This is a genomic window from Salinibacterium sp. NK8237 (assembly GCF_015864955.1).
Taxonomy (GTDB): domain Bacteria; phylum Actinomycetota; class Actinomycetes; order Actinomycetales; family Microbacteriaceae; genus Rhodoglobus.
Genome location: NZ_JADYWE010000002.1, coordinates 155,188 through 175,812, shown reverse-complemented (window position 1 = coordinate 175,812; position 20,625 = coordinate 155,188). Strand labels below are relative to the sequence as shown.

The window sequence follows — 20,625 nt, the reverse complement described above, 5'->3', positions numbered from 1 at the left end:
GGGTGAGATTGGGGTTGTGTTTGTCGGCCAGTTGATTACGGCCGGATTGTGTTGCGGCCCTTAAATGGGTGAAGCCCCGGTGACCGTGAGGTCTGCCGGGGCTTCAGAAATTCTGAGAGGCGTTAGCTCAGTAAGTTTTTACTGGCAGCTGTCGCACTGCAGAAGATCCATTGGGTCGACGGGAATTGCATATCCGCCAACGGTGTCGTTTTCGTTATCCATTCGATCCTCCTTAAAAGTCTTCTAGAAGTTTTCCGGCGGTTTGTCGGAGATTTCACTATATATGGGTAATGACACCCATGTCATTACCCCAGATGTAGTGTCTCGGCGTGTCGGCCAACTTTCTTTAAATCTACCCTCGGCCACTGACATTTCACCCACAACCGGGCCTCACACAGCGCCCCCACCGCGTAGGTTTGTCCAGCCCCCGTTGAGGTTACGGCGGGCCCAATTTCGCACCGATGTCGCTGGTACTACCAGATTCGTGCATAATGGTTCGCAGCGCACCGGAAACCATCGAACTGGTGAATAGCGGGCGCCCCACCACGGGCCCTCCTCAAAAACGAGGTTGGCCAGGTTGGCTTCAACACTCAAGGAGGAGAAATGAAGTTTGTCAAAATCGCCGCTTCGACACTGGGGCTAGCCCTGGTTCTTACCGGCTGCAGCACCGGGTCTTCTGACTCAGGCAGCGACTCAGGTTTGCCGTCGTACGACTGGGACTTCACCATCACGGTCAGCGACAAGTCCAGCTGGAACGCCGGGGCAGAGCGTTTCGCTGAAGTCCTCGACGAGGAGAGCGACGGACGCATCAAGGTCAACATCTTCACGAACGAACAGCTTTCGGGTGGAGATTCTGCGGCCGGCGTCGAACAGCTCATGAACGGCGACAAGGCTTTCTCCTATAACTCGACGATCATCTACTCGGGAATCGACCCCCGCTTCGGCACGATCAACGCTCCCTTCTTGTACGACAGCTACGAGACCGCGGATGCCGCAATCGAAGGCGGCGCACTCGACGCGTACAAGGAACTCTCCGCAGAGTTCGACGTGCAGCTGCTCGGCTTTGGAGAGTCCGGCTTCCGCCAGATCACCAACAGCAAGCATGAGATCCTCGAACCCGCCGACCTCGACGGTCTGAAGTTCCGCGTTCCAGGATCAAGCCTCTTCCTCAGCATCTTCAAGGAACTCGGCGCTGACCCCGTCTCGATGAACTTCAGCGAAGTATTCACCTCGCTGCAGACCGGAACGATCGACGGTCAAGAAAACCCGTACGACGTCATCTACTCCAACGGCCTCACCGAGGTTCAGGACTACATGTCGGTCTGGAACTACATCTACGACCCGCTCATCTTGGGCATGAACAAGGACATGTACGACGCTCTGAGCGACGACGACAAGGCACTGGTCGAGATGGCTGCTGCTGAGGCAAACGAAGTTCAGAAGAGCGAAAACCGTGCCCGTGAAGCCGAGCAGCTCGCAGAAATGTCAGAAATCATGACAGTTTCGGAACTCTCCGCCTCGCAGCTTGCCGTCTTCAGCGAAGCAATGGCTCCGGTCTACGACGAGTTCACCGACGCGTGGACCCCCGAACTGCTAGCTGCGGTCCGCCCGGAATAGTCCACTCTTCCCATGTTCGACAAGATTCTTACGGGGGCTGAGAACACGATCATTGCGGTCGCGTTCTCAGCCATCACCCTCCTCGCGTTTTTCAATGTAGTCAGCCGCTATTTGCTGCACGCATCGATCGCGTACACAGCAGAGCTGGTCGTTAACCTGGCCGTTCTGCTCACCCTGGTGGGGGCCGCCGCAGCAGTGCGTCTCGGCACCCACCCGGGTTTTACACTCCTCAAGGACTCGACCCACGGCATCCCGCGCAAGGTAGTCATTGTGATCATCGCGCTCGCAATGCTGGCGTTCTATCTGCTGTTGCTCTGGTTGGGCTTTGACATGGCGATGAAGCAGCTGGAGTCCGGTCGACTCACCTTCGCGCTCGGAGTCCCCCAGTGGATCTTCTCCATGTCGCTTCCATTCGGCGCTGCCCTCGGCGCGCTGCGGACCGTTCAGGTCGTCGTGCGCGAGCTGCTCAACAAGCAGACCGAAGCGCCACTAGAACTCAAGGGAGTCTGATCCCATGGTTGAACTCGTACTCTTCGGCTCATTTTTGGGCCTGTTGCTCGTCGGTGTTCCTGTTGCATTCGCGATGGGAGTCTCAGCTTTTCTCACGATCGTCGTCGCAGACGGAGTCAATGCCTTGTTCCCGACTGCGGGAATCATGTATGCCTCGCTGTCGTCAGAAACGCTTCTCGCGATCCCCTTCTTTATCCTCGCCGGCGTGATCATGGAAATCACCGGCATCTCGGGCAGGCTTATCGAACTTGCCGATGCCATGGTGGGGCACCAGAAGGGTGGGCTCGCGCTCACCACGATCCTCGCCGCGCTTCTGTTCTCAGCGATCTCCGGATCGGGACCCGCCACGGTCGCAGCTCTCGGCGCGATCCTGATTCCTGCCCTCGCAAAACACGGTTACAAGAAGCGTCACGCCGCAGCCCTGGTTGCCAGCGCTGGCGAAATGGGAATCGTTATTCCTCCCAGCATCGCCTTCATCGTGTTCGCTGTTGTGGCGAGCGACTATGAGCGCATCTCGATCGGTCGTCTCTTCTTGGCCGGTATCGTTCCCGGACTCCTCATGGCCATTGCGTTCTACATCGTGGCTCGCCTTCTGCCGGTCGAAACAGAGATGGCAAAAACGAACGCGAAGAACCACATCGACAAGGCTCTCGGACGCAGAAACAAGAAACTGCTGCTGACGGCGACCGGCGACACGACCTACACCACGGCCAATCCGACGGTTCTTATGACCGCCGACGTTGACCCAGATGACGTGCAGGTCGGACAACGCCGAACTCGAGCATCGGGGCCGGTCATCGCCCGCGCGTTTGTGCGAGCCATTCCTGGCCTGCTCGTTCCCGTGATCATTCTCGGCGGAATCTACGGCGGAATCTTCACCCCGACCGAGTCCGCCGCCGTTGCTTCCGTCTACGCGCTGCTCGTCGGCGTGTTTGTAACTCGCAAGCTCAACTTCTCTGGGCTGTTCCGAGTATTCACCACCGCCGGCATCCAAGCGGGCCGCATCATGTTGATCATCTCGGCAGCCACGATCTTCGCCTACGTCATTACTCGAAACCAGATCGCCAGCCAGGTGACAGATGCCTTGCTCGCACTGACGGACAACGTGGTGGTCATCATCCTGTTGATCAACATCATGTTGCTCATCGCAGGAATGTTCCTCGATGCTGTTTCGGCGTTCTACCTCTTTATCCCGCTCTTTGTTCCGGTCATGCTGGAACTGGGAATGGACATCACCACAATCGGTGTCGTTATGACGATCAACTTGGCGATCGGGCTCGTAACTCCCCCGGTCGGTATCGACCTCTTCGTGGCGGCCGGAATAGCGCAAGTTCCCTTCGGCGAAGCAGTGAAGGGCATTTGGCCCTTCCTCGTAGCCAGCCTCACGGTCTTGATGTTGCTGACCTTCATACCGGTGCTCAGCACGGGACTACCAGACCTTATGGGAATGTAGGGGAGGCTGAATTGTGATGGACAAGGATCTAGAAGGTCGAGTCAGCCTGGTCACTGGCGCCGCACGCGGCATCGGCCGCGCTATCGCGCGGACTCTGGCAGAACGCGGCTCGCACGTGATGCTGGTCGACGTGACTGATGGTGCTGAAGCGGTCGAGGAGATCTCGGCCGCCACCAACGGCGACGTTCGCGTCGCCAGCGCGATCGTGGATGTGAGAGATCGCGCACAGGTTCGCGCTTGCGTTGACTCTGTTGTGGAGCAGTTCGGATCACTCGACATCCTGGTCAACAATGCCGGAACGTGCGGACGTGTCGATCTCGAAACGATGGATGACGAAACCTGGGAACGCGATATTGAAACGAACCTTCGCGGCACGTTTCTTTTCACGCAGGCAGCGATCTACCCGTACATGAAGGAACAGGCGTTCGGTCGGATCATCAACATCAGCTCCATCTCGGGAATCATGGGTGGCCCGTTTGCGAGCGGGGATGGCTCCAACCGGTCGGGCCCCGCGTATGCAGCTTCCAAGGGCGGCATCATCGCGTTCACCAAGTGGGTAGCTAAAGAGGTCGGGGTCTTGGGCATCACAAGCAACACCGTGGCGCCTGGCCCGATTTCGACTCCCATGACCGAGAGCACCAACTATTCGCTCGACACTCATGCGATCAAACGCATGGGTACACCGGAGGACATCGCGACAGCGGTGGCCTACCTTGCATCACCCAGTTCTGGCTTCGTCACAGGGGACACCCTGAAGGTCGATGGCGGAACAGCTATCGGCTGATAGAACAACTAAATATCTAGGAAATCAGCACAACAACTGCTGGTATTACCAAAGGTCGTCTCCCCTCCTTACCAAGGAAAGGAGACACCGAAGCCACAAGCTGACAAGGCGGCACCAATGGAAGTATTGAAGCACCACGGCGAGACCCTCAGTCCCCGCATCATCTCCGTACCCACGCGCTCGCGCGGACGGCTCACCACTCTCACCCCCGGTCGAAACGTTCTCGAAGAACTCACCGAGCTGCTGCGTGAAATGGGCACCGATAGCGGCTACGTAGAACTGTTCTCCGGAAGCTACACCCCCGTGAGCTACTGCGTTCCTGCTGGCGCCGACAGTGAGCGAGCAGTCAGCTTCTCGGAGGCGCGAAGCGTAGAGCACGCCGAACTCGTTTATGGCGCCGTGACCGTCGGGCTGCGCGACAACGAGCCGTTCATCCACAGCCACTGCATGTGGATCGATGAAAACCAGCAGCAACTCGGGGGCCACCTGTGGCCAGAGACCGCATCCGGAAGCCCCGCTCCCCACGCTGCCATCTATGGAATCTACGGCGCACGGTGGACAAGCGCCGACGATCCCGAAACGCGAATGCCCGTGTTCACCCCATCCATCGACGAGAGGAACCCCATGCCCAACCAACTCGCTGAAACCGGCTATCTCGAGACGGTGGTAGCTCGGGTGCGCCCGAACGAAGACCTCACGACAGCGATCGTCTTCCTCTGCGAGGAGAACGGATTCACCTCAGCTGTCGTCCGCGGCGGTCTTGGCAGCCTCGTCGGCGCCACCTTCTTCGACCGGAGCACCGGCGGAGTCACCCACGTCGACGGTCCAGGCACCGAAGTCATCTCAATCATGGGAGACGTCGCGCTCGTTAACGGCGTCTACGAAACGACGATCAGCTGCACCCTCGTCGACCTCCACGGCGTTGTTCACGCCGGAGAACTCGTGCCGGGCGAGAACGCTGTCGCTGTGACCTTCGAACTCGTCATCCAAAAAATCTCGTAACCAATAACCGCAACACTCACCTGTTTAACCACACACACAAGGAGCACTCATGGACGTAACACTCGGAAAAGACTTTCTCGGCGACGAAGACGAAGCCGACCTCGTGGAATGGCTAGTCGCTGACGGCGCCACCATCGCGAAGGGCGACGCCATCGCTCAGGTCGAGACCTCGAAGCTCGTCAATGACTTCGTAGCGCCCGGCGCAGGCGTCATCACTTTCAAGGTTGCCGTTGGCGACGTTGTCTCTGTTGACGACGTCATCGCCACTATCGAATAGGAGCGGCTCATGCCTGACTTTGATAACGAAAAACAAGGAATCACCGGATTGCGCCTGATGGCAAAGATCCGCGAGTTCGAACGTCGGATGCCGCTACTCTCTGAAGAGGGACTCATCCGCGGTTCGACGCACCCCTCGGTGGGAATGGAAGCCGTCGCCGTCGGAGTCTCACTGGCTCTCGAAACCGGAGACGCTGTCGCCAGCAACCACCGCGGTCACGCCCACACCCTCGCCAAAGGTGCCGACTTCGGTCGCACCATGGCAGAGATCCTCGGTCGCTCAGACGGATACTGCGGCGGCAAAGGCGGCTCGATGCACATTGGCGTCAAGGAGATTGGCGTGCTCGGCACCAACGGCATCGTTGGCGCCGGAATCGGCATCGCGACCGGTTCGGCATTGGCCGCGAAGGTCAGCGGCGACGGAAGCGTGGCTGTGGCCTACTTCGGCGATGGCGCCTCGAACCAGGGTGTGCTTGCCGAGGCGTTCAACCTCGCCGCCATCTGGAACCTTCCGGTCATTTTCGTACTGGAGAACAACCACTACGCCCAGTCGGCATCCATTGAAGAAATGGTCGCTCAGCCCGACTTCACCCAGCGCGGCATTGCGTATGGCGTGAAATCGGTCGCGGTCAACGGAATGGACATGCGCGACGTCTACCTTGCGGCCCGCGAGGCTGTCGACAAGGCACGAGCAGGAGACGGCCCCACGTTGATCGTCGCGGACACCTACCGCTACCTCGGCCACATGGCCGGCGATACCGAGATCTATCGGAATGCCGACGAGGTCAAGCAGTGGCACGACAAGGATCCGATTGCCTTCTTGGCATCCGTCCTGATCGATGCTGGCGTGCTCGATAACGAACGCTGGACCAGCATGCAGGCCGAGCTCGCCACCGAGGTGCAGGCCGCGGAGGACTTCGCTCGAAACTCCCCGTTCCCCGATGTATCAACAGCATTCACCGATGTATACGACAAGGAAGAAGAGGTCTCGCGATGAGTAAAGCACCCAAGAGCATGAGCACGTGGCGTGCCCTCAACGCCGCGCTGCACGACATTCTCGAAGACACTCCCGAGGCATTCGTTCTCGGTGAAGACATCACCACGTGGGGCACCGGTGGCGGCATCTACGGCGTTACTCGCAAGCTCGCGGATGTCTATGGCAAGAACCGTGTCATGGATACCCCGATCAGTGAAGAAGTACTGATCTCCGCGGCAACGGCAGCGGCATCGCGTGGAACTCGACCGATCCTGGAAATCATGTATTCCGACTTCGCCTTCTTGGGCTTTGACGGCATCATCAACCAGGCTGCAAAGTCGCGCTACATGTTCGGCGGACAGTTCGACGTTCCGCTGGTGATTCGCACCAACGGTGGTTCCGGAATCGGTAAGGCTGCTCAGCATTCGCAGTCACTCGAGACCCTCTTTGCGCACATCCCCGGCCTTGAGGTCGCTGTGCCCGGAACACCCGGAGATGCTTACGGGCTGCTCCGCCATGCGGTCACGACCAACAACCCGACGATCTTCCTCGAACACAAGAACCTCTACTACGACAAGGGTCTTGTCGACTTTGAGCCGCTCCCCTTCGGGCAGGCTCGCATTGCCCGAGTCGGCACTGATGTCACGATCGTCGCTACGCAGCAGATCTTGGCGCGGTCGCTGGTGGCGGCGGAGATTCTTGAAGCCGATGGGATCAGCGCCGAGGTCATTGACCCCCGCACACTGTTCCCGTTCGACATGGACACCGTCTACGCGTCCGTAGCGAAAACTGGACACCTCGTCGTTGGTCACGAAGCAGTTCGGGACTACGGCTGGGGCGCAGAGTTCGTGGCAGAAGTCGTTGAGAACTCGTGGGACAAGCTCGATGCCGCACCGGTTCGCCTCGGCGCTGCACGAACGCCTATCCCCTACAGCGAAGAACTCGAAGCGGCGGTCATCCCCACCGTCGACAAGATCGTTGCCGCCGTGCGACGCACCCTCGCGTAAAGCATCAACGAATTGGGTGGGGGCATTCACACGGATGCCCCCACCTGCACAAGCAAGAAAGTATGAATGACATGCAACGACTCAGCAACAAAGTAGCCCTCGTTTTCGGTGGAGGATCAGCTGGAGGCGAGATCAACAATGGCCTCGCGACGAGCATTGTGTACGCGCAAGCGGGGGCTCACGTGGTGATCGTCGATGTGAACGAAGAAGCCGTGAAGAGTGGTGTTGCTCGCCTCACGGCCGAGTGCGACACTCTCGGAATCCCGTTCGAGGGAACCGGCCTCGTGGGTGATGTCACCTCAGAAGAGTCAGTGTCTGGCGTCGTCGACCAGGTGATCGCCCGCTACGGTCGCATCGACATCCTGCACAACAACGTCGGAATCGCCCGCATGGGAGGTCCCATCGAGATGAGTCTCGATGAGTGGGAATTCGTGATGCGGATCAACCTCACCAGCGCCTTCCTCACCTGCAAGTTCGTGCTCCCCCACATGCTGGAGCAGGGCTCCGGATCGATCGTGAACGTCTCCTCCATTGGTGGCATGCGCTACATCGGGTACAACTACCCGAGCTACTCCGCCACGAAGGGCGGAATGATCCAGTTCACGACCAACATCGCGCTGCAGTACGCGCGCCAGGGCATCCGCGCGAATTGCGTTGCCCCCGGCTACATTGAGTCGCCATTGATGTATCGCCAGATCAGCGGAAACTACGATTCCGTCGAAGAGATGGTTGCTGCTCGAAACGAGCTCTCCCCCACGGGAAAAATGGGGGACTGCTTCGACGTCGCCTATGCGTCACTCTTCCTCGCCTCCGATGAGGCAAAGTACGTGAACGGCGTGTGCCTGCCCGTGGATGGTGGCCTCACCCAGCAGTCGGCCGCCGCCGTCTAATCCCGCGAATCGATCGCTTTCGGCAACCAGCTGTCGGAGGGGCCACTGGTGTCGTTAGCCCTCAGGGTTTCTAGCCAGGCGAAGTGCTCATCAACTGCGGCGCCGGCGGCGTCACGGTCTTGTCGGAGCACGGCATCCAGCACGTCTCCGTGAACTTTGCGGAGCGTCTCACGGTCGTGTTCAAGAGCGATGTAGCGCACGGTACCGCGCAAGACTGAGTGCAACATCTGGGAGAAGAAGATCAGCCCCGACTGACCAGAGGCACGGAAGAGCGCGTGGTGAAAAGCGTTGTCTGCCTCGAAAAGCTCGCGCCCGTCGTCGGAGTCGCGCATGCGCTGCACGGCTTTTGCCAGATCGTCGAGCGCTTGCTCATCGCGGGTATCGCACGCCGCCATGGCAGCGTGACGTTCCAACGCGTAGCGCACGGAGATCAGAGAGTCGATCGTGAGCTGAGACGACATCAGGCTAAGAATCAGGGTGTCGCTGATGCTGTCGGGCTGGATGCCGGTGAGAAAGGTACCTTCGCGTTCGCGGCGCTGAAGGATGCCGAGCGACACTAGGCGGCTGATGCGGTCACGCAACGCCGTTCGACTGATGCTCAGAGTTTCTGCGAGTTCGCGTTCACTCGGGATCTGCTGGCCAGGCTCTTTAGCGAGAAGCAGCGTAACGAGTTCGCCGAGCGCTTTATCTTCGAGAAGATTGGTCAAGAACCGGTGTTGTGAGAAATCTGACGGCTCGATGTCGGCAGACTGACCACTCATACGGTTCTTCCTCCCTGCCCAACACTGGACCGCTACTAGGCCAGAAAAGACTAGCCTCCTGCGATCATACGCCGATACTCCGCATCGCGGAGGGGTTCTCATGTCCCGATCGCTCAGTCATTCCTCGTCGAAGAATCCGCGCACGGTCGCCGATTCTTGGAATCGTTTCCCTTCGTCCCGACGCTCTGGCGAGGTGAGCATCGTCGGCTTCGTGAGGGCGAAGTGAGTCGACTGTTCGAAGGCGAATGCAACCTGCAGAAGATCGAAATCTTTACCGTGCGGCATAGAGAGTTGCAGCCCAACCGGAAGACCAGCCTCACTGAAGCCTGCCGGAACAGAAATGGCAGGAACGTCGGCAGCGGAGATCATCGTGACAGACCTGAGCCACCCCAGATAGTTGTCGAAACGAACATCATTGATCGAAGTGGGGAACCGCTGCGTCGCATCGAACGGCAGGAGCTGCGCCACAGGTGAAGCGAAGACATCGAACCGCTCATGAAACGTCGCCATCGCGCGTTCCAGACGGGTGCGGGCCAAGGCGGCCGAGGTGAGATCGGCAGCGGTGAGCGCCTCACCCAGTTCGACATTCTGCTGCAGTTCGGGCTTCACAAAGTCTCGGTGTTGCGTCACGAAGTCGCTCAGCAGCATCGAGAAATCGAACGCCCGTGTTGTGCTGAAAACCTCATCCGCATCGCTCAGATCGGGCGCAGCCTCTTCGACAATCGCGCCGAGTTCTTCGAATACGGCCATGGCCCGTTCCAGTACGGCGATAACCTCAGGGGCGACAGGAATACCGAGCCCGAAGTCTTTCGACCAGCCGATTCGCAACCCGCGAATGTCCCGCTCCAAAGGCTGAGTGAACTGCTCGCCTCCCTCCGAAATCGAGAGCGGAGAACGGGAGTCGGGACCGGCGAGCACCGACATCGCCAACGCAATATCGGAGACCTCACGCGCCATCGGCCCGGTGCGACCAAGCCAGGCCCACGAGTTGCGGCCAACCATCGGAATACGCCCGCGTGACGGACGAAGCCCCACCACGTTGCAGAACGACGCCGGGATGCGCAACGAACCCCCGATGTCTGAACCGTCTCCGAGATTCTGGATGCGGGCCGCGAGCGCCGCAGCGACTCCCCCGCTACTGCCGCCCGCACTCAGCGACGGATCGAACGGGTTCGTGGTGATGCCAAAAAGGTCATTGAACGTGTGCGCGCCCGCCGCAAACTCGGGAACGTTCGACTTTCCGGTGCTGATAACCCCGGCCTCCCTGAACCGCGCGATAACGACATCATCCTCGTCAGGAACAAAGTCTTTCAACACCACCGAGCCCTGAGTAGTGCGCATGCCCTTCGTGTTGTTCGTGTCCTTGTGAGTCATGGGCACACCATGCAGCGGGGGCAACTCTCCGCCCGATGCAGTCATCTCGTCTGCACGCGCAGCGGCCTCGAAAGCACCCTCGCGGTCCTGCATAATGATTGCGTTGATCGCAGGGTTAATCAGGTCGATCTGATCGAAGTGCGACTGCACTGCTTCGCGGGCCGAAAGCTCGCCCGTGCGAATGAGTCTCGCCATCTCCGCCGCCGAGAGGTCAGGGATCGTCGAAGGCGAGCGTTCAGTCATGAATGAATCTTTCCACAGGCACGCCTAAAGTTGCCTCATGTTGTCGTGCGAAGATGCCCTGCCTCAGCGCCCACGCCGTGTTCTCGTGGCCGGTGTCTCTGGCGCAGGAAAGACGACTCTCGCTTTGAGGATTAGCGACATCATCGCGATTCCGCACACCGAAATTGATGCCCTGTTCCACGGCCCGCAGTGGACCCCGCGCCCAGAATTTCTCGACGACGTACGAGCTCTCGTCGCGACCGACGCGTGGGTCACCGAATGGCAATACGATTCCGCTCGGCCGCTACTGGCCGAACACGCCGACCTGCTGGTCTGGCTCGACCTACCGTTTTTGCGCGTCACACTCCCACGAGTGATCCGCCGCACCCTGCGTCGCGCGATACGCCGGGAGCAATTGTGGAACGGCAACATCGAAGCGCCATTGCGAACCTTCTTCACCGACCGCGAGCACGTCGTGAAATGGGCAATCTCAACCCGCAAAAAGTATCACACCGAGATTCCCGCTCTCGTGCAGAAGCATCCCGAGCTAGTGATCGTGCGGCTGCGTTCCACCCGTCAAGTCGAACGCTGGCTTAAGGGCGCCCTGAGCAACAGCATCCGTTTAGTGCAGAATGGGTCAACCGATAGCGAGAGGAACTCCATGAATTCAGAATCGAACCTTCCCCCCATCGAGCGCTGGTGGCCTGAATTGAGCATCTCAGCGAAGCATGCGCTTCAAGAGGATCTTCACGGCGAGATCAGCGCGACAGTACTCGAAGAGATTGGCACGCTTGCGGGAAGCACTGTCCCGGCGGCACCGCAGCACCTCAACGACGACGAGCGTGCTTATATAGCCACTCAAACCGAGATCGTCGACTAAGCCCGGGCACCAAAGCGGCGATTATTGGAGGGATGACTTCGAATTTGCCACTGATGCATTAGCAGCGAATGATCGTCGCCTAGCTCTACGACAAGTGCGCTGTGCCCGAGATATGGGCAACGGGAGGCGACATCGGATGCGGGGAGAAACCGAACCGGTCGACGGCATCGACTTCGAAACCGGCGGTCTCAATCGCGGCAAGGGTGTCGCGGTTGGGGCGGCATCCGCCTGCTATTGCAGCCCAGGCAGGAGTAAGGGCATCCTCAATCACCGCGACGAAAGGATTGCTCGAACGCACGTGCTCGTAAAACGCGAGGTGCCCGCCCGGTTTGAGCACGCGCGTGAATTCTGCGAGCGCGGCCCGCTGATCGGGGACCGTGCACAGCACAAGGCTGCACACGACCCAATCGCAGCTGTTGGAAGCGAGGGGTAACTCTTCTGCGGTGCCGTCGCTGACGGTGATGGGGACACCAGCCTTCAGTGCCGCAGCCTCGGCGATTGACCGCAGTTCGGCATCCGGCTCGACGGCGTGAACAGAATCCACCGCCGAACCGTAGTGCTGAAAAGTGGTGCCGGTTCCCGCACCGACCTCGACCACCGTGCCGGAGACGGCGCGAAACAGTTCAGCACGGTGGGTGTCGCCACCCCGGGCATCCATCGTTGGAGACAGCTTGATGAATCCCTGACGAAAGAACCGTTCGCGCCAGCCGCCCTCACCCACGGGGGCGACCCGCGAGTGAGGGCGTGTGGACAGTCAGCACGGTGTTAGATGAACAGCGTCGTCGTAGATTCAGCGGCCTCGCCCAAGAACGTAGCGACCCCGCCGAGCTCAACATCCTCGATGAGGTCAGATTCGGCGATGCCGAGCAGATCCATCGTCATGGTGCAACCGATGATGCGAGCGCCGCCCGCCATTGCCGATTCCATGAGTTCGGGTAGCGAGTGCACGCCGTTCTTCTTCATGGTCTTCTTGATCATCGCGGTGCCCGCGCCCATCATGTGCATCTGCGAGAGCGTGAGCTTGTCGGCACCAGCGGGCATCATGCCGGCGAAGAGTTTGTCCATCGCCTTACGCTGACGCTTCGGTGGCTTTTGCTGGCGAAGCGCGTTGAGGCCCCAGAAGGTGAAGAACATCGACACCTCTTCGCCCATCGAGACAGCACCGTTGGCGATGATGAACGCGGCGATCACCTTGTCGAGGTCGCCCGAGAACACCACAAATGACACCTTGGGTTTCGCAGGGGCGGCAACTACTCCTCCCCCACCGGCGAGCAAGAGCGCCTCGGGACCAGCCTTGCGGATGGTGGCCACGTAGCCGGGCCCCTCCGGTTCGATGGCCAACAGTTCGTGACCGTTGCGGCGCACCCACGCGGGGGCATCGCTCGCGAAGCCGGGGTCAGACACATGAACGACGATCTCGTCGCCGAGGTTGAGCCCCTTCATTTCGGTCGCAAGCTTCATGATCGGCCCTGGGCACGCGAGGCCCGTACAGTCCAGGTTCACCGAAACCCCTGTGCCGTTGGCGACGTGCGCCGCGACACGAGCCGAGTTGAGCGCTTCGGCTGCTTCAGCGTACGAGGTTTCTGGCTCGATCGGTCCGTAGGTGTCGGGCTCGACCTCATGCCACGCTCGGAACGTTTCGGATCCGCCCGACAGCGTGGCGACATCCGTAAATCCCAGCTGCACAAGGATGCGGTAAGCAAGGTAACTGCGGAAACCGACGGAACAGTAGAGGCGCAGGCCTACTGACCGATCCCAGTCGCCGGTGTCGGTGCGGAGGGTCGCGAGCGGCACGTTCTCGGCGCCGGGCAGGTGGAAGATGGAGAACTCTTCTGGCGTGCGCACGTCAATAATGCGCGCACCGTCAGTGGCGTGCGGGTAGTCCTGCGCGTACCAGAGGTTCAGATCGCCGAGCAGTACGTTGCTGGCGACGAAGCCGGCCATGTTCACCGGGTCCTTAGCCGAACCAAACGGCGGGGCGTAGGCGAGCTCGAGTTCTTCAATATCCCAGACAGTGAGGCCGGCACGAAGCGCAGTGGCGAAAACATCGAGGCGCTTATCGACGCCATCAAAACCGGTGACCTGAGCGCCGAGCACCTTTCCAGAGTCCGGCGTGAAGAGCAGCTTGATGTGCATCATCGCGGTGCCCGGGTAGTAACCAGCGTGGCCGGATGGATGCACGTGCACGGCCCGATAGGTGACCCCCGCTGCCAGCAACTGGCGTTCCGTCGCGCCGGTTCCGCCCGCGACCATCTCGAAGATCTTCACAATCGAGGTGCCCTGAGTGGACTTGTACTCGGTGTCACGCCCGCAGATGTTTTCGGCAGCAACGCGCGCTTCGCGGTTAGCGGGCCCGGCAAGCGGTGCAAGCCAGGAACCCGGCAGCACCGTGTTCGGGGTTTCGACCGAGTCGCCGGCAGCCCAGATGTTTGGGTCAGAGGTGCGCATGTGGGTGTCGACGGCGAGACCGCCGTGCTCACCCAGGTCGAGACCGGCATCCTTTGCAAGGCCAACACTCGGGCGGACTCCGACCGAGAGAATGACGACATCCGCTTCGAGAGTCGTCGAGTTGGTGAGCTCCACCGTCACCCCTCCGCCGGTGCGCGGCGCGAAGGCGGCAGCCCCCGTCGAGAGGTGAAGAGTGATTCCCCGGCTGCGGAGGTGGTGTTCAACCGGAACCGACATCTCGTGGTCGAGAGGCGGAAGAATCTGGTCGCTCAGTTCCACGACATCCACGAGCGCACCACGGTGCGTCAGGTTTTCGGCCATCTCAAGGCCGATGTAGCCCGCACCGATCACGACGCAACGCACGGGCCCGCGAGCGCCACTGGCCGCCTTCTCCAAGTCAGCATCGAGTTCGGCTTTGATGGCATCCATGTCACCGATGCGACGCAGGACATGCACCTCGGGAAGGTCGATACCCGGCAGCGGTGGGCGGATGGCTTCCGCCCCCGTGCATAGGGCGAGGTTGTCGTAGCTTTCGACATACTCACGCCCGGTGTCGACCTCGCGCACCGAGACTGTCTTGGCCTGGCGGTCAATCGCAGTGACCTCGTGCGCGATACGCACTTCGATGTTGAGAGACTCGCGCAGGCTCTCGGGCGTCTGCAGAAGCAGTCTGTCTCTCTCGGTGATGACTTCACCAATGTGGTACGGCAATCCACAGTTCGCGAATGACACGTGATGGCCGCGCTCCAGCACGACAATTTCTGCACTTTCGTCTAGCCTGCGCGCGCGGGCTGCAACCGACGCGCCTCCAGCAACTCCTCCAACAACGACCAACTTCATGGGATGCCATGCCTTCTGCGGCGACCTCTGGGCTATGCCTTTCACAGTCCATCAATGCACCGCTATATATCTCACGCTACTCCTGTGCAGCGCGTCGTGTGGGAGTACTTGGGGCTTGTCGCGATGCACCATTGGGGCGTATCTCCTGACTTGTTTTCCACAGCTCGGCGGCAGCATCCATAGGCCTGTTTGCTAGTCTGCGAACCTGCCACTGTGCCAGCGCTCCGGAGCCCTGCAGCACCGCCGCGGCATCCGAGAGGGTTCGAATGTATTCACCGATCGTCTTTGACTACTGGTTGCCAACGTACGAACGCGAGCCCGCCTTCGACGCGCTGTATGTAGTGCGGGTCGCCGAATCGCTGCCCACGAACACCGGCGTCACGCTGCTGGATGTCGCCGCCGGACCCAGCATCGTCAGCCTCGTGACGTCGTTCGCCGAGCGTCTTGATTTCACCGATGGACAACGTATTAGCGCCGAGCAATTGCGCTCCGAACTCGATGCCGCCGGGGTTGCCCTCAACGGTGCCGATCAACTCTTCTAACTCCCGCGGCACGCTCAAGACACCCTTCGCGCCGAAGCGATTCCTGAGACAACGCGCCAACTAACTGAAGCGGATGCTGCCGAGTTCGAGAAGTTCACCGCAGCCATTCCCGAACGAGAACTCGACGAAGCATTCGTGGAACTCGATCACTGGCTCGTCTACGGAACCTTTGCCGATGATCAACTCGTTGCGGCGTCCAGCATGTACCCGTGGCGCGGCTCGCAGCTTGCCGATCTCGGCATCATCACCCTGCCGAATTACCGAGGTCGCGGGCTCGCCACCCGCACCGTTCGCGCCATCAGTGCACGCGCTCTTGCCGACGGCTACGAACCGCAGTACCGCTGCCAGCCCGACAACGCTGGCTCTGTCGCTGTTGCCCTCGCCGCAGGTTTCACCCTCTTTGGGCAGTGGGATGTCGTGCCCCTGAACGACTGACCTGCAGTGGTCGTCTCTCAGTCGGAGATGGCGGCAAGGATTGTGTCGCAGAGTGCCATCGTGCGCACGTTATCCGCTGCCGACGGGCTGAGTTCTTCGGTGCCCTGCAGCACTCCGACGAAGTGTTTCATCTCGCCGACGTAGCCGCGCAGATAGAGATCTTTGAGGCTCCCGGAGCCGGGAGAGTTCGACACGTCGAAGGTGACGGACCGCTCGGCAAGGGTTTCGCCTGGCCCGGCGGTGGTACCGGCAACTTCGCCCGTGAGCACCTGGATGCGGCTCAGGTCGGAGACCCGCACGACGCCGTTAGTGCACGTCACGCTGAATTCTTCTGTTTCGCGCGACCACGCTTTCGCTGACACGAAGTTCAACGATCCGACTACTCCGCTTTCGTGGCGGACGAGAACAATGATCGACAGCGCGTCGCCCGACGCGTTCTGCACCGCGGAAACGTCCACAACGTCGCCGAAGACATCGCGCACAAGATCGATGAGATGAATGGCAGCTTGAGTGATGAATTCGACCGGGGTGAAATCGGGTTTCCACGCCGCGAAGCCAAACTCGCACGCATAGGAAACGACGGGGCCCTGCTCTGTCCCCTCGCCGATGAGGGACTTGAGCTGGGTATAGACCGGGGCAAATCGCTTCATGAATCCGAGCATCACGGGCACACCGGCATCCGCTGCGATTTCGGCAATCTCGTCAGCTTCGGCCGCGGTCGACCCGAGCGGCTTCTCGACAAACACGGCGACTCCCGCGCGAACACAGTCGGCAACGACGTCAGCCTGCAGGTGAGGCGCAAGCGACACCACAATGCCATCGAGGTTCGAGGCTTCGATGAGTGCGAGGTGGTTCGGGAAGATGGGGTGGATGCCACGGGCTTCAGCCTCAGCAACGCGAGCAGGATTGCGCTCCGCAACGCCAACCAGCGGAACACCCGTCGCGGCAAACGCGGGATACAAGTTGAGCGAGGAGTGGAGGCCTGCGCCGACAAATCCGATTCGGGGCTGCGCAACGGTCGGCATAGTTCCTCACATCCTCTGTGCCCGAGCAGCACTGTCCCATTGTCTCCCACTCTCGCAGTGGCGCGGCCGCGTTAGGAGCTGTGGTGTGCGGGTTTGCGCTGGCTGGGCGTGCATCTGGAATTGTCCGGCTCAATGTCAGGAGCAAGTGTTTCACTACCTCCATGGATGCCACATCGCTCAGTTCTGACGGGTACGACGCTGATTTCTTAGGTGTTGCCGTGCCGTTTCCTTCCCCTGCCGCGCGGACACCAATCCGTGAGTTGCCGTATACGCATTTCTCGGTAAATCTGGATCCGGTGAGGGGTCTCGCGAGCGCGACCGGTGTGAATATCGATGGCGATCAACTCGTTGATGTGGGTCGCGGCAACGACTGGCATCTGGATTCGCGCATCCCGGAGCAGGAGCAAACCGGCGAAGCCGTGTACGCCCGCAATGACCTCGACCGGGGGCATCTTGTGCGCAGGCGCGACCCGGTCTGGGGCGACGGGGCGACCGCAAGCCAAGCCAACTACGACACCTTTGCGTTCACGAATGCCGCACCTCAAGCTGCGGGATTCAACCAATCGAAAGAGTTGTGGCTCGGGCTCGAAGATCATGTGTTGGAGTACGCGCGCACGAACCGAAACCGCATCAGTGTGTTTACGGCGCCCGTGCTCGGCGACGACGATCCGGTGTACCGGGGTGTGGGCATCCCGCAACTGTTCTGGAAGATCGCCGCGTGGGCAACAACGGTCGATGGTGCCGTCGAACTTCGCGCCGCCGGGTTCGTACTTGACCAGCGCCCACAACTCGACGATGTTGATCTCGAAGAGGCTCGTGCCCGCGCCAACGCCGATGGTGCGCCCCCGCCGCTGGGGCCGTTTCGCACCTTCCAAGTGCCCATAGTGGATATTGCTGATCTCACGAGACTCGATCTCCGTGTGCTTTCCGACGCGGATGCTCTTGCTCCTGCCGACACAGCGGCTCCGGACGCAGGGCTGCACGAACGATGGGTCGAATTGCTCAATACAGTCGCGGTTCGCCTTTAGTCTGCTAGTCCGCCCCATTCGCTCGAGGCGCGATGGTCGGCTGGCGACATTCCCGGCGATCGCACCCTCATTCTTTATACCTCGCGACCCAGGCAAGAGCATCCTGTGAACCCGCGATCACCGAAATATGGCCAGCTCCCGGGTCCAACCTCAGTTCGACGTTCGGGATGACCTCCGCCAGTCGTTGGGAGTGCGCAGCTGGCACGACCCTGTCGACACGGCCATGAAGGAGCAGCGTGGGAGTCTGGATCGAAGCGGGGTCGAAACCCCAGTCCCGAACGTAGGCGAGGTCGTCGTCGATCGCAGGGGCGGGGCCTGAGGCAGCCCCCGCCTGAACGACATCGATGAACCAAGACCATTCACCATCGAACATCGCAATGTCTCCGGGGGAAAACTCGGGGTCGTAGTCAGCTCCGTATTCGTTTTCGTAGGCCTCTTTGACATTGCGGCCCATGACAGCCGCGCTAAGAGCCGCGACTCCCGAGGCGGCCATCTCGCTCATATACGCTTCGGGCTCGAGCCCAGCGGGGCCGAATGGTGCCAAGCTCGCAACAGCGACTGCCGCGACAACTCGATCGGGTAGCAACGCGGCCGCAGCCAACGCGTGTGGCCCACCACCGGAATGCCCCATCACCGCAAAATGGTCGATTTCGAGTTCGTCCGTAATAGCCTCGGCGTACACCGCGGCACAAGAAACGCGTCGATCAGGTGCAGGCGTTGAGCCGCCATAGCCCGGCCGGTCATAGCCGATCCAACGCAGACCAAGCGTCTCAGCTGCAGCGAGCAGCGGGATCGGCGGATGACCGGTGTTGGGCGTACCGTGATGCCAGAGCAGGGGCAGCGCAGTGCTGTCGCGACCTCCAGCGTCGTAGACATGCAGCGTGCCACCGTCGCGGAGGGAAAGGTCGAACTCGCGGATCCGACTGTGTGGCGAAACGCTGTGTACCGTCATCGGTTCGCCTCTAGCTCACGCGCGCGGCGCGACAGCGCACGCCGTTCGTGATCGGTCTTCGCCAGGCTGGCAGCTTCTCTCAATGCCACAACGGCCTCGTTAACCAGTCCAGCGCGCGCAAGTAAATCGCCGCGTACCGCCGGGATTAAGTGTTGGCCGACCAGCCGAGGGTGACTCGCGATGTCCTCTAACGCTGCGAGACCCGCCGTCGGTCCATTGCAGAGGCCCACGGCGACTGCCCGATTGAGCTGCACTATTGGCGACGCGCTAATCCCCAACAGCTCGTCGTAGAGCGCAACGATAGTCGACCAGTCGGTCGCGTCCGCAGTCGAAGCGGTGGCATGTGCTGCAGCGAGTTCTGCCTGGAGCCGGTATGGACCGCGAGCGTGCTCTGGCCGTTGTAAAAGGAGCTTGCACGCCTCCGTCACCATGTCAGCATCCCATCGCGATCGATCTTGCAGTTCGAGCGTCACTGGTTCTCCGTTGACAAGACGCGAGAAGCGTCGCGAATGCTGAAGGAGGAGCAATGCCACAAGGCAACGGACCTCGTCTGATCTCGGCATCAGTTCTGCGAGCAACCTCGCCAAACGCAGCGCCTCCTCCGCGAGCATTGACGCGTGAGAGCCATAGCCATCGGTGAAGATCAGGTACACGACGCTCAACACCGCGTCGAGACGATCGGCTAAATTCTCGGGGCCGGGTTCTCGATACGGGATGCCAGCGTTGGCGATCTTTTGCTTGGCGCGAAGAAGGCGCTGAGACATCGTGGGCTCACTTACGAGAAACGCGCGGGCGATAGCCTCGGTCGGCAGACCTGCAACAACTTTGAGGGTAAGAGCGACTCTTGATTCCAAGGCGAGCGCGGGGTGGCAGCAAACGAAGATCAAGCGCAATCTGTCGTCGTCCAGCGAATCCGCGTCGCTCGCCGAGTTATCGGCGTGAACTTCGGCAATTTTGCGGCGCTCTAACGAGCTTCGACGAAGCAGGTCGACCGCGCGCCGGGTAGCGACCGTGGTCAACCAAGCGCCCGGATTGGCCGGGACTCCATCGTCTGGCCACTTGTGCAATGCTCGCTCCGCAGCGTCCGCGAGGGTATCCTCCGCTAGGTCGAAGTCACGAGTGGTGCGCATCAAGGACGCAATAATCCGTAATCGCTCGTTCGCTATCACTTCGGCTAGCGCAACGGCTGGGCCGTTCACTCGCCTAGAGGCCAAAATGGTCGAAGCTCAATTCGTCCGTGGCGGGCCATTTCGTGATCGGCCGCAACCGCAATCGCCTCATCAAGATCAGCACATTCGAGAACATCGAAACCCGCGATCCACTCATGAGTTTCCGCGAAGGGCCCGTCGGTCACCAAGACTTTGCCTCCACGCTTGCGAACGACGGTTGCGTCCTGAGGCGGCCGAAGGCGGTCTCCCGTCAGCCGAACACCGGCAGCATCATTCTTCGCGGCCCATTCGTCGATAGGTGTTTCGCCATCTCCCGTGGCGGTATCTGGCTCGGAATCCGTGCAGACAAACATCATGAACTTCATCACAACTCCCTAATCAGTAGACAACCGTTTAATAGATCAACGAATGGCCACCATCAGAATCCGACAATT

21 protein-coding genes are annotated in these 20,625 nt (G+C 60.4%); 13 read left to right on the top strand and 8 right to left on the bottom strand.

What is annotated here, in order from left to right:
* The first annotated feature begins 603 nt into the window (after positions 1-603).
* The 9 genes from I6E56_RS11235 (at position 604) to I6E56_RS11195 (ending at position 8,515) form a co-directional block, all read left to right on the top strand.
* The gene (locus tag I6E56_RS11235) at positions 604-1,617 is read left to right on the top strand and encodes a DctP family TRAP transporter solute-binding subunit (RefSeq protein ID WP_197138616.1); all 1,014 of its coding nucleotides are present in this window, start codon (positions 604-606) and stop codon (positions 1,615-1,617) included.
* A 12-nt stretch (positions 1,618-1,629) separates the two neighbouring features.
* Complete coding sequence (locus I6E56_RS11230) at positions 1,630-2,127, top strand: TRAP transporter small permease (RefSeq protein WP_197138615.1); 498 nt, start codon at positions 1,630-1,632, stop codon at positions 2,125-2,127.
* A 4-nt stretch (positions 2,128-2,131) separates the two neighbouring features.
* Positions 2,132-3,580 carry a TRAP transporter large permease gene (locus I6E56_RS11225; RefSeq protein WP_197138614.1) on the top strand — a complete coding sequence of 483 codons (1,449 nt, stop codon included), beginning with the start codon at positions 2,132-2,134 and terminating at the stop codon, positions 3,578-3,580.
* Positions 3,581-3,596: 16 nt separating this feature from the next.
* Positions 3,597-4,364 (top strand): SDR family NAD(P)-dependent oxidoreductase, encoded by a 768-nt coding sequence (locus I6E56_RS11220; RefSeq protein WP_197138613.1) that lies wholly within the window; start codon positions 3,597-3,599, stop codon positions 4,362-4,364.
* A gap of 117 nt (positions 4,365-4,481) precedes the next feature.
* Positions 4,482-5,366, top strand: a complete 885-nt coding sequence (locus I6E56_RS11215; RefSeq protein WP_197138612.1) for a PPC domain-containing DNA-binding protein — start codon at positions 4,482-4,484, stop codon at positions 5,364-5,366.
* A 49-nt stretch (positions 5,367-5,415) separates the two neighbouring features.
* Positions 5,416-5,643, top strand: a complete 228-nt coding sequence (locus I6E56_RS11210) for a lipoyl domain-containing protein (RefSeq protein WP_197138611.1) — start codon at positions 5,416-5,418, stop codon at positions 5,641-5,643.
* Positions 5,644-5,652: 9 nt separating this feature from the next.
* Positions 5,653-6,639: a thiamine pyrophosphate-dependent dehydrogenase E1 component subunit alpha gene (locus I6E56_RS11205; protein WP_197138610.1), complete on the top strand. Its 987-nt coding sequence runs from the start codon at positions 5,653-5,655 to the stop codon at positions 6,637-6,639.
* Entirely contained in the window at positions 6,636-7,625 is a 990-nt protein-coding gene (locus I6E56_RS11200; protein ID WP_197138609.1) for an alpha-ketoacid dehydrogenase subunit beta, read from the top strand. The genes I6E56_RS11205 and I6E56_RS11200 overlap by 4 nt, the downstream gene beginning before the upstream one ends.
* Before the next feature lie 62 nt (positions 7,626-7,687).
* Positions 7,688-8,515: an SDR family NAD(P)-dependent oxidoreductase gene (locus tag I6E56_RS11195; protein WP_197138608.1), complete on the top strand. Its 828-nt coding sequence runs from the start codon at positions 7,688-7,690 to the stop codon at positions 8,513-8,515.
* On the opposite strand, the gene I6E56_RS11190 is transcribed toward I6E56_RS11195, so the two are convergent.
* Complete coding sequence (locus I6E56_RS11190) at positions 8,512-9,276, bottom strand: FadR/GntR family transcriptional regulator (RefSeq protein ID WP_197138607.1); 765 nt, start codon at positions 9,274-9,276, stop codon at positions 8,512-8,514. The genes I6E56_RS11195 and I6E56_RS11190 overlap by 4 nt on opposite strands.
* Positions 9,277-9,393: 117 nt before the next feature.
* Positions 9,394-10,893 (bottom strand): amidase, encoded by a 1,500-nt coding sequence (locus I6E56_RS11185; RefSeq protein WP_197138606.1) that lies wholly within the window; start codon positions 10,891-10,893, stop codon positions 9,394-9,396.
* Positions 10,894-10,930: 37 nt separating this feature from the next.
* On the opposite strand from I6E56_RS11185, the gene I6E56_RS11180 reads away from it, so the two are divergent.
* A complete protein-coding gene (locus tag I6E56_RS11180; RefSeq protein WP_307842840.1) occupies positions 10,931-11,752 on the top strand; it encodes a hypothetical protein in 822 nt (273 codons plus the stop codon).
* Between the two features lie 85 nt (positions 11,753-11,837).
* Here the strand turns inward: I6E56_RS11180 and I6E56_RS11175 are convergent, their stop codons facing one another.
* Both I6E56_RS11175 and I6E56_RS11170 read right to left on the bottom strand, forming a co-directional pair.
* Positions 11,838-12,473 carry a class I SAM-dependent methyltransferase gene (locus I6E56_RS11175; protein WP_307842839.1) on the bottom strand — a complete coding sequence of 212 codons (636 nt, stop codon included), beginning with the start codon at positions 12,471-12,473 and terminating at the stop codon, positions 11,838-11,840.
* A gap of 44 nt (positions 12,474-12,517) precedes the next feature.
* Positions 12,518-15,040, bottom strand: a complete 2,523-nt coding sequence (locus I6E56_RS11170) for an FAD-dependent oxidoreductase (RefSeq protein ID WP_197138605.1) — start codon at positions 15,038-15,040, stop codon at positions 12,518-12,520.
* A gap of 266 nt (positions 15,041-15,306) precedes the next feature.
* On the opposite strand from I6E56_RS11170, the gene I6E56_RS11165 reads away from it, so the two are divergent.
* Together I6E56_RS11165 and I6E56_RS11160 are read left to right on the top strand one after the other, a co-directional pair.
* Positions 15,307-15,582, top strand: coding sequence for a hypothetical protein (locus tag I6E56_RS11165; protein WP_197138604.1), 276 nt, complete (start codon positions 15,307-15,309; stop codon positions 15,580-15,582).
* Positions 15,583-15,621: 39 nt separating this feature from the next.
* Positions 15,622-16,017, top strand: coding sequence for a GNAT family N-acetyltransferase (locus I6E56_RS11160; protein ID WP_197139027.1), 396 nt, complete (start codon positions 15,622-15,624; stop codon positions 16,015-16,017).
* Positions 16,018-16,034: 17 nt separating this feature from the next.
* On the opposite strand, the gene I6E56_RS11155 is transcribed toward I6E56_RS11160, so the two are convergent.
* Entirely contained in the window at positions 16,035-17,042 is a 1,008-nt protein-coding gene (locus tag I6E56_RS11155; RefSeq protein WP_197138603.1) for a Gfo/Idh/MocA family protein, read from the bottom strand.
* 161 nt (positions 17,043-17,203) lie between these two features.
* Here I6E56_RS11155 and I6E56_RS11150 point away from each other — a divergent pair, with 161 nt between their 5' ends.
* Positions 17,204-18,070, top strand: a complete 867-nt coding sequence (locus I6E56_RS11150) for a DNA/RNA non-specific endonuclease (RefSeq protein ID WP_197138602.1) — start codon at positions 17,204-17,206, stop codon at positions 18,068-18,070.
* Between the two features lie 67 nt (positions 18,071-18,137).
* Here I6E56_RS11150 and I6E56_RS11145 read toward each other — a convergent pair whose 3' ends face one another.
* From I6E56_RS11145 to I6E56_RS11135, 3 genes are read right to left on the bottom strand one after another with little or no spacing between them, the layout of a single operon-like run.
* Positions 18,138-19,022: an alpha/beta fold hydrolase gene (locus I6E56_RS11145; RefSeq protein ID WP_197138601.1), complete on the bottom strand. Its 885-nt coding sequence runs from the start codon at positions 19,020-19,022 to the stop codon at positions 18,138-18,140.
* Positions 19,019-20,191, bottom strand: a complete 1,173-nt coding sequence (locus I6E56_RS11140) for a DUF6596 domain-containing protein (RefSeq protein WP_307842867.1) — start codon at positions 20,189-20,191, stop codon at positions 19,019-19,021. Before I6E56_RS11140 ends, I6E56_RS11145 begins: the two co-directional genes overlap by 4 nt.
* A 26-nt stretch (positions 20,192-20,217) precedes the next feature.
* Entirely contained in the window at positions 20,218-20,556 is a 339-nt protein-coding gene (locus tag I6E56_RS11135; RefSeq protein ID WP_197138599.1) for a YciI family protein, read from the bottom strand.
* Positions 20,557-20,625: the final 69 nt, after the last annotated feature.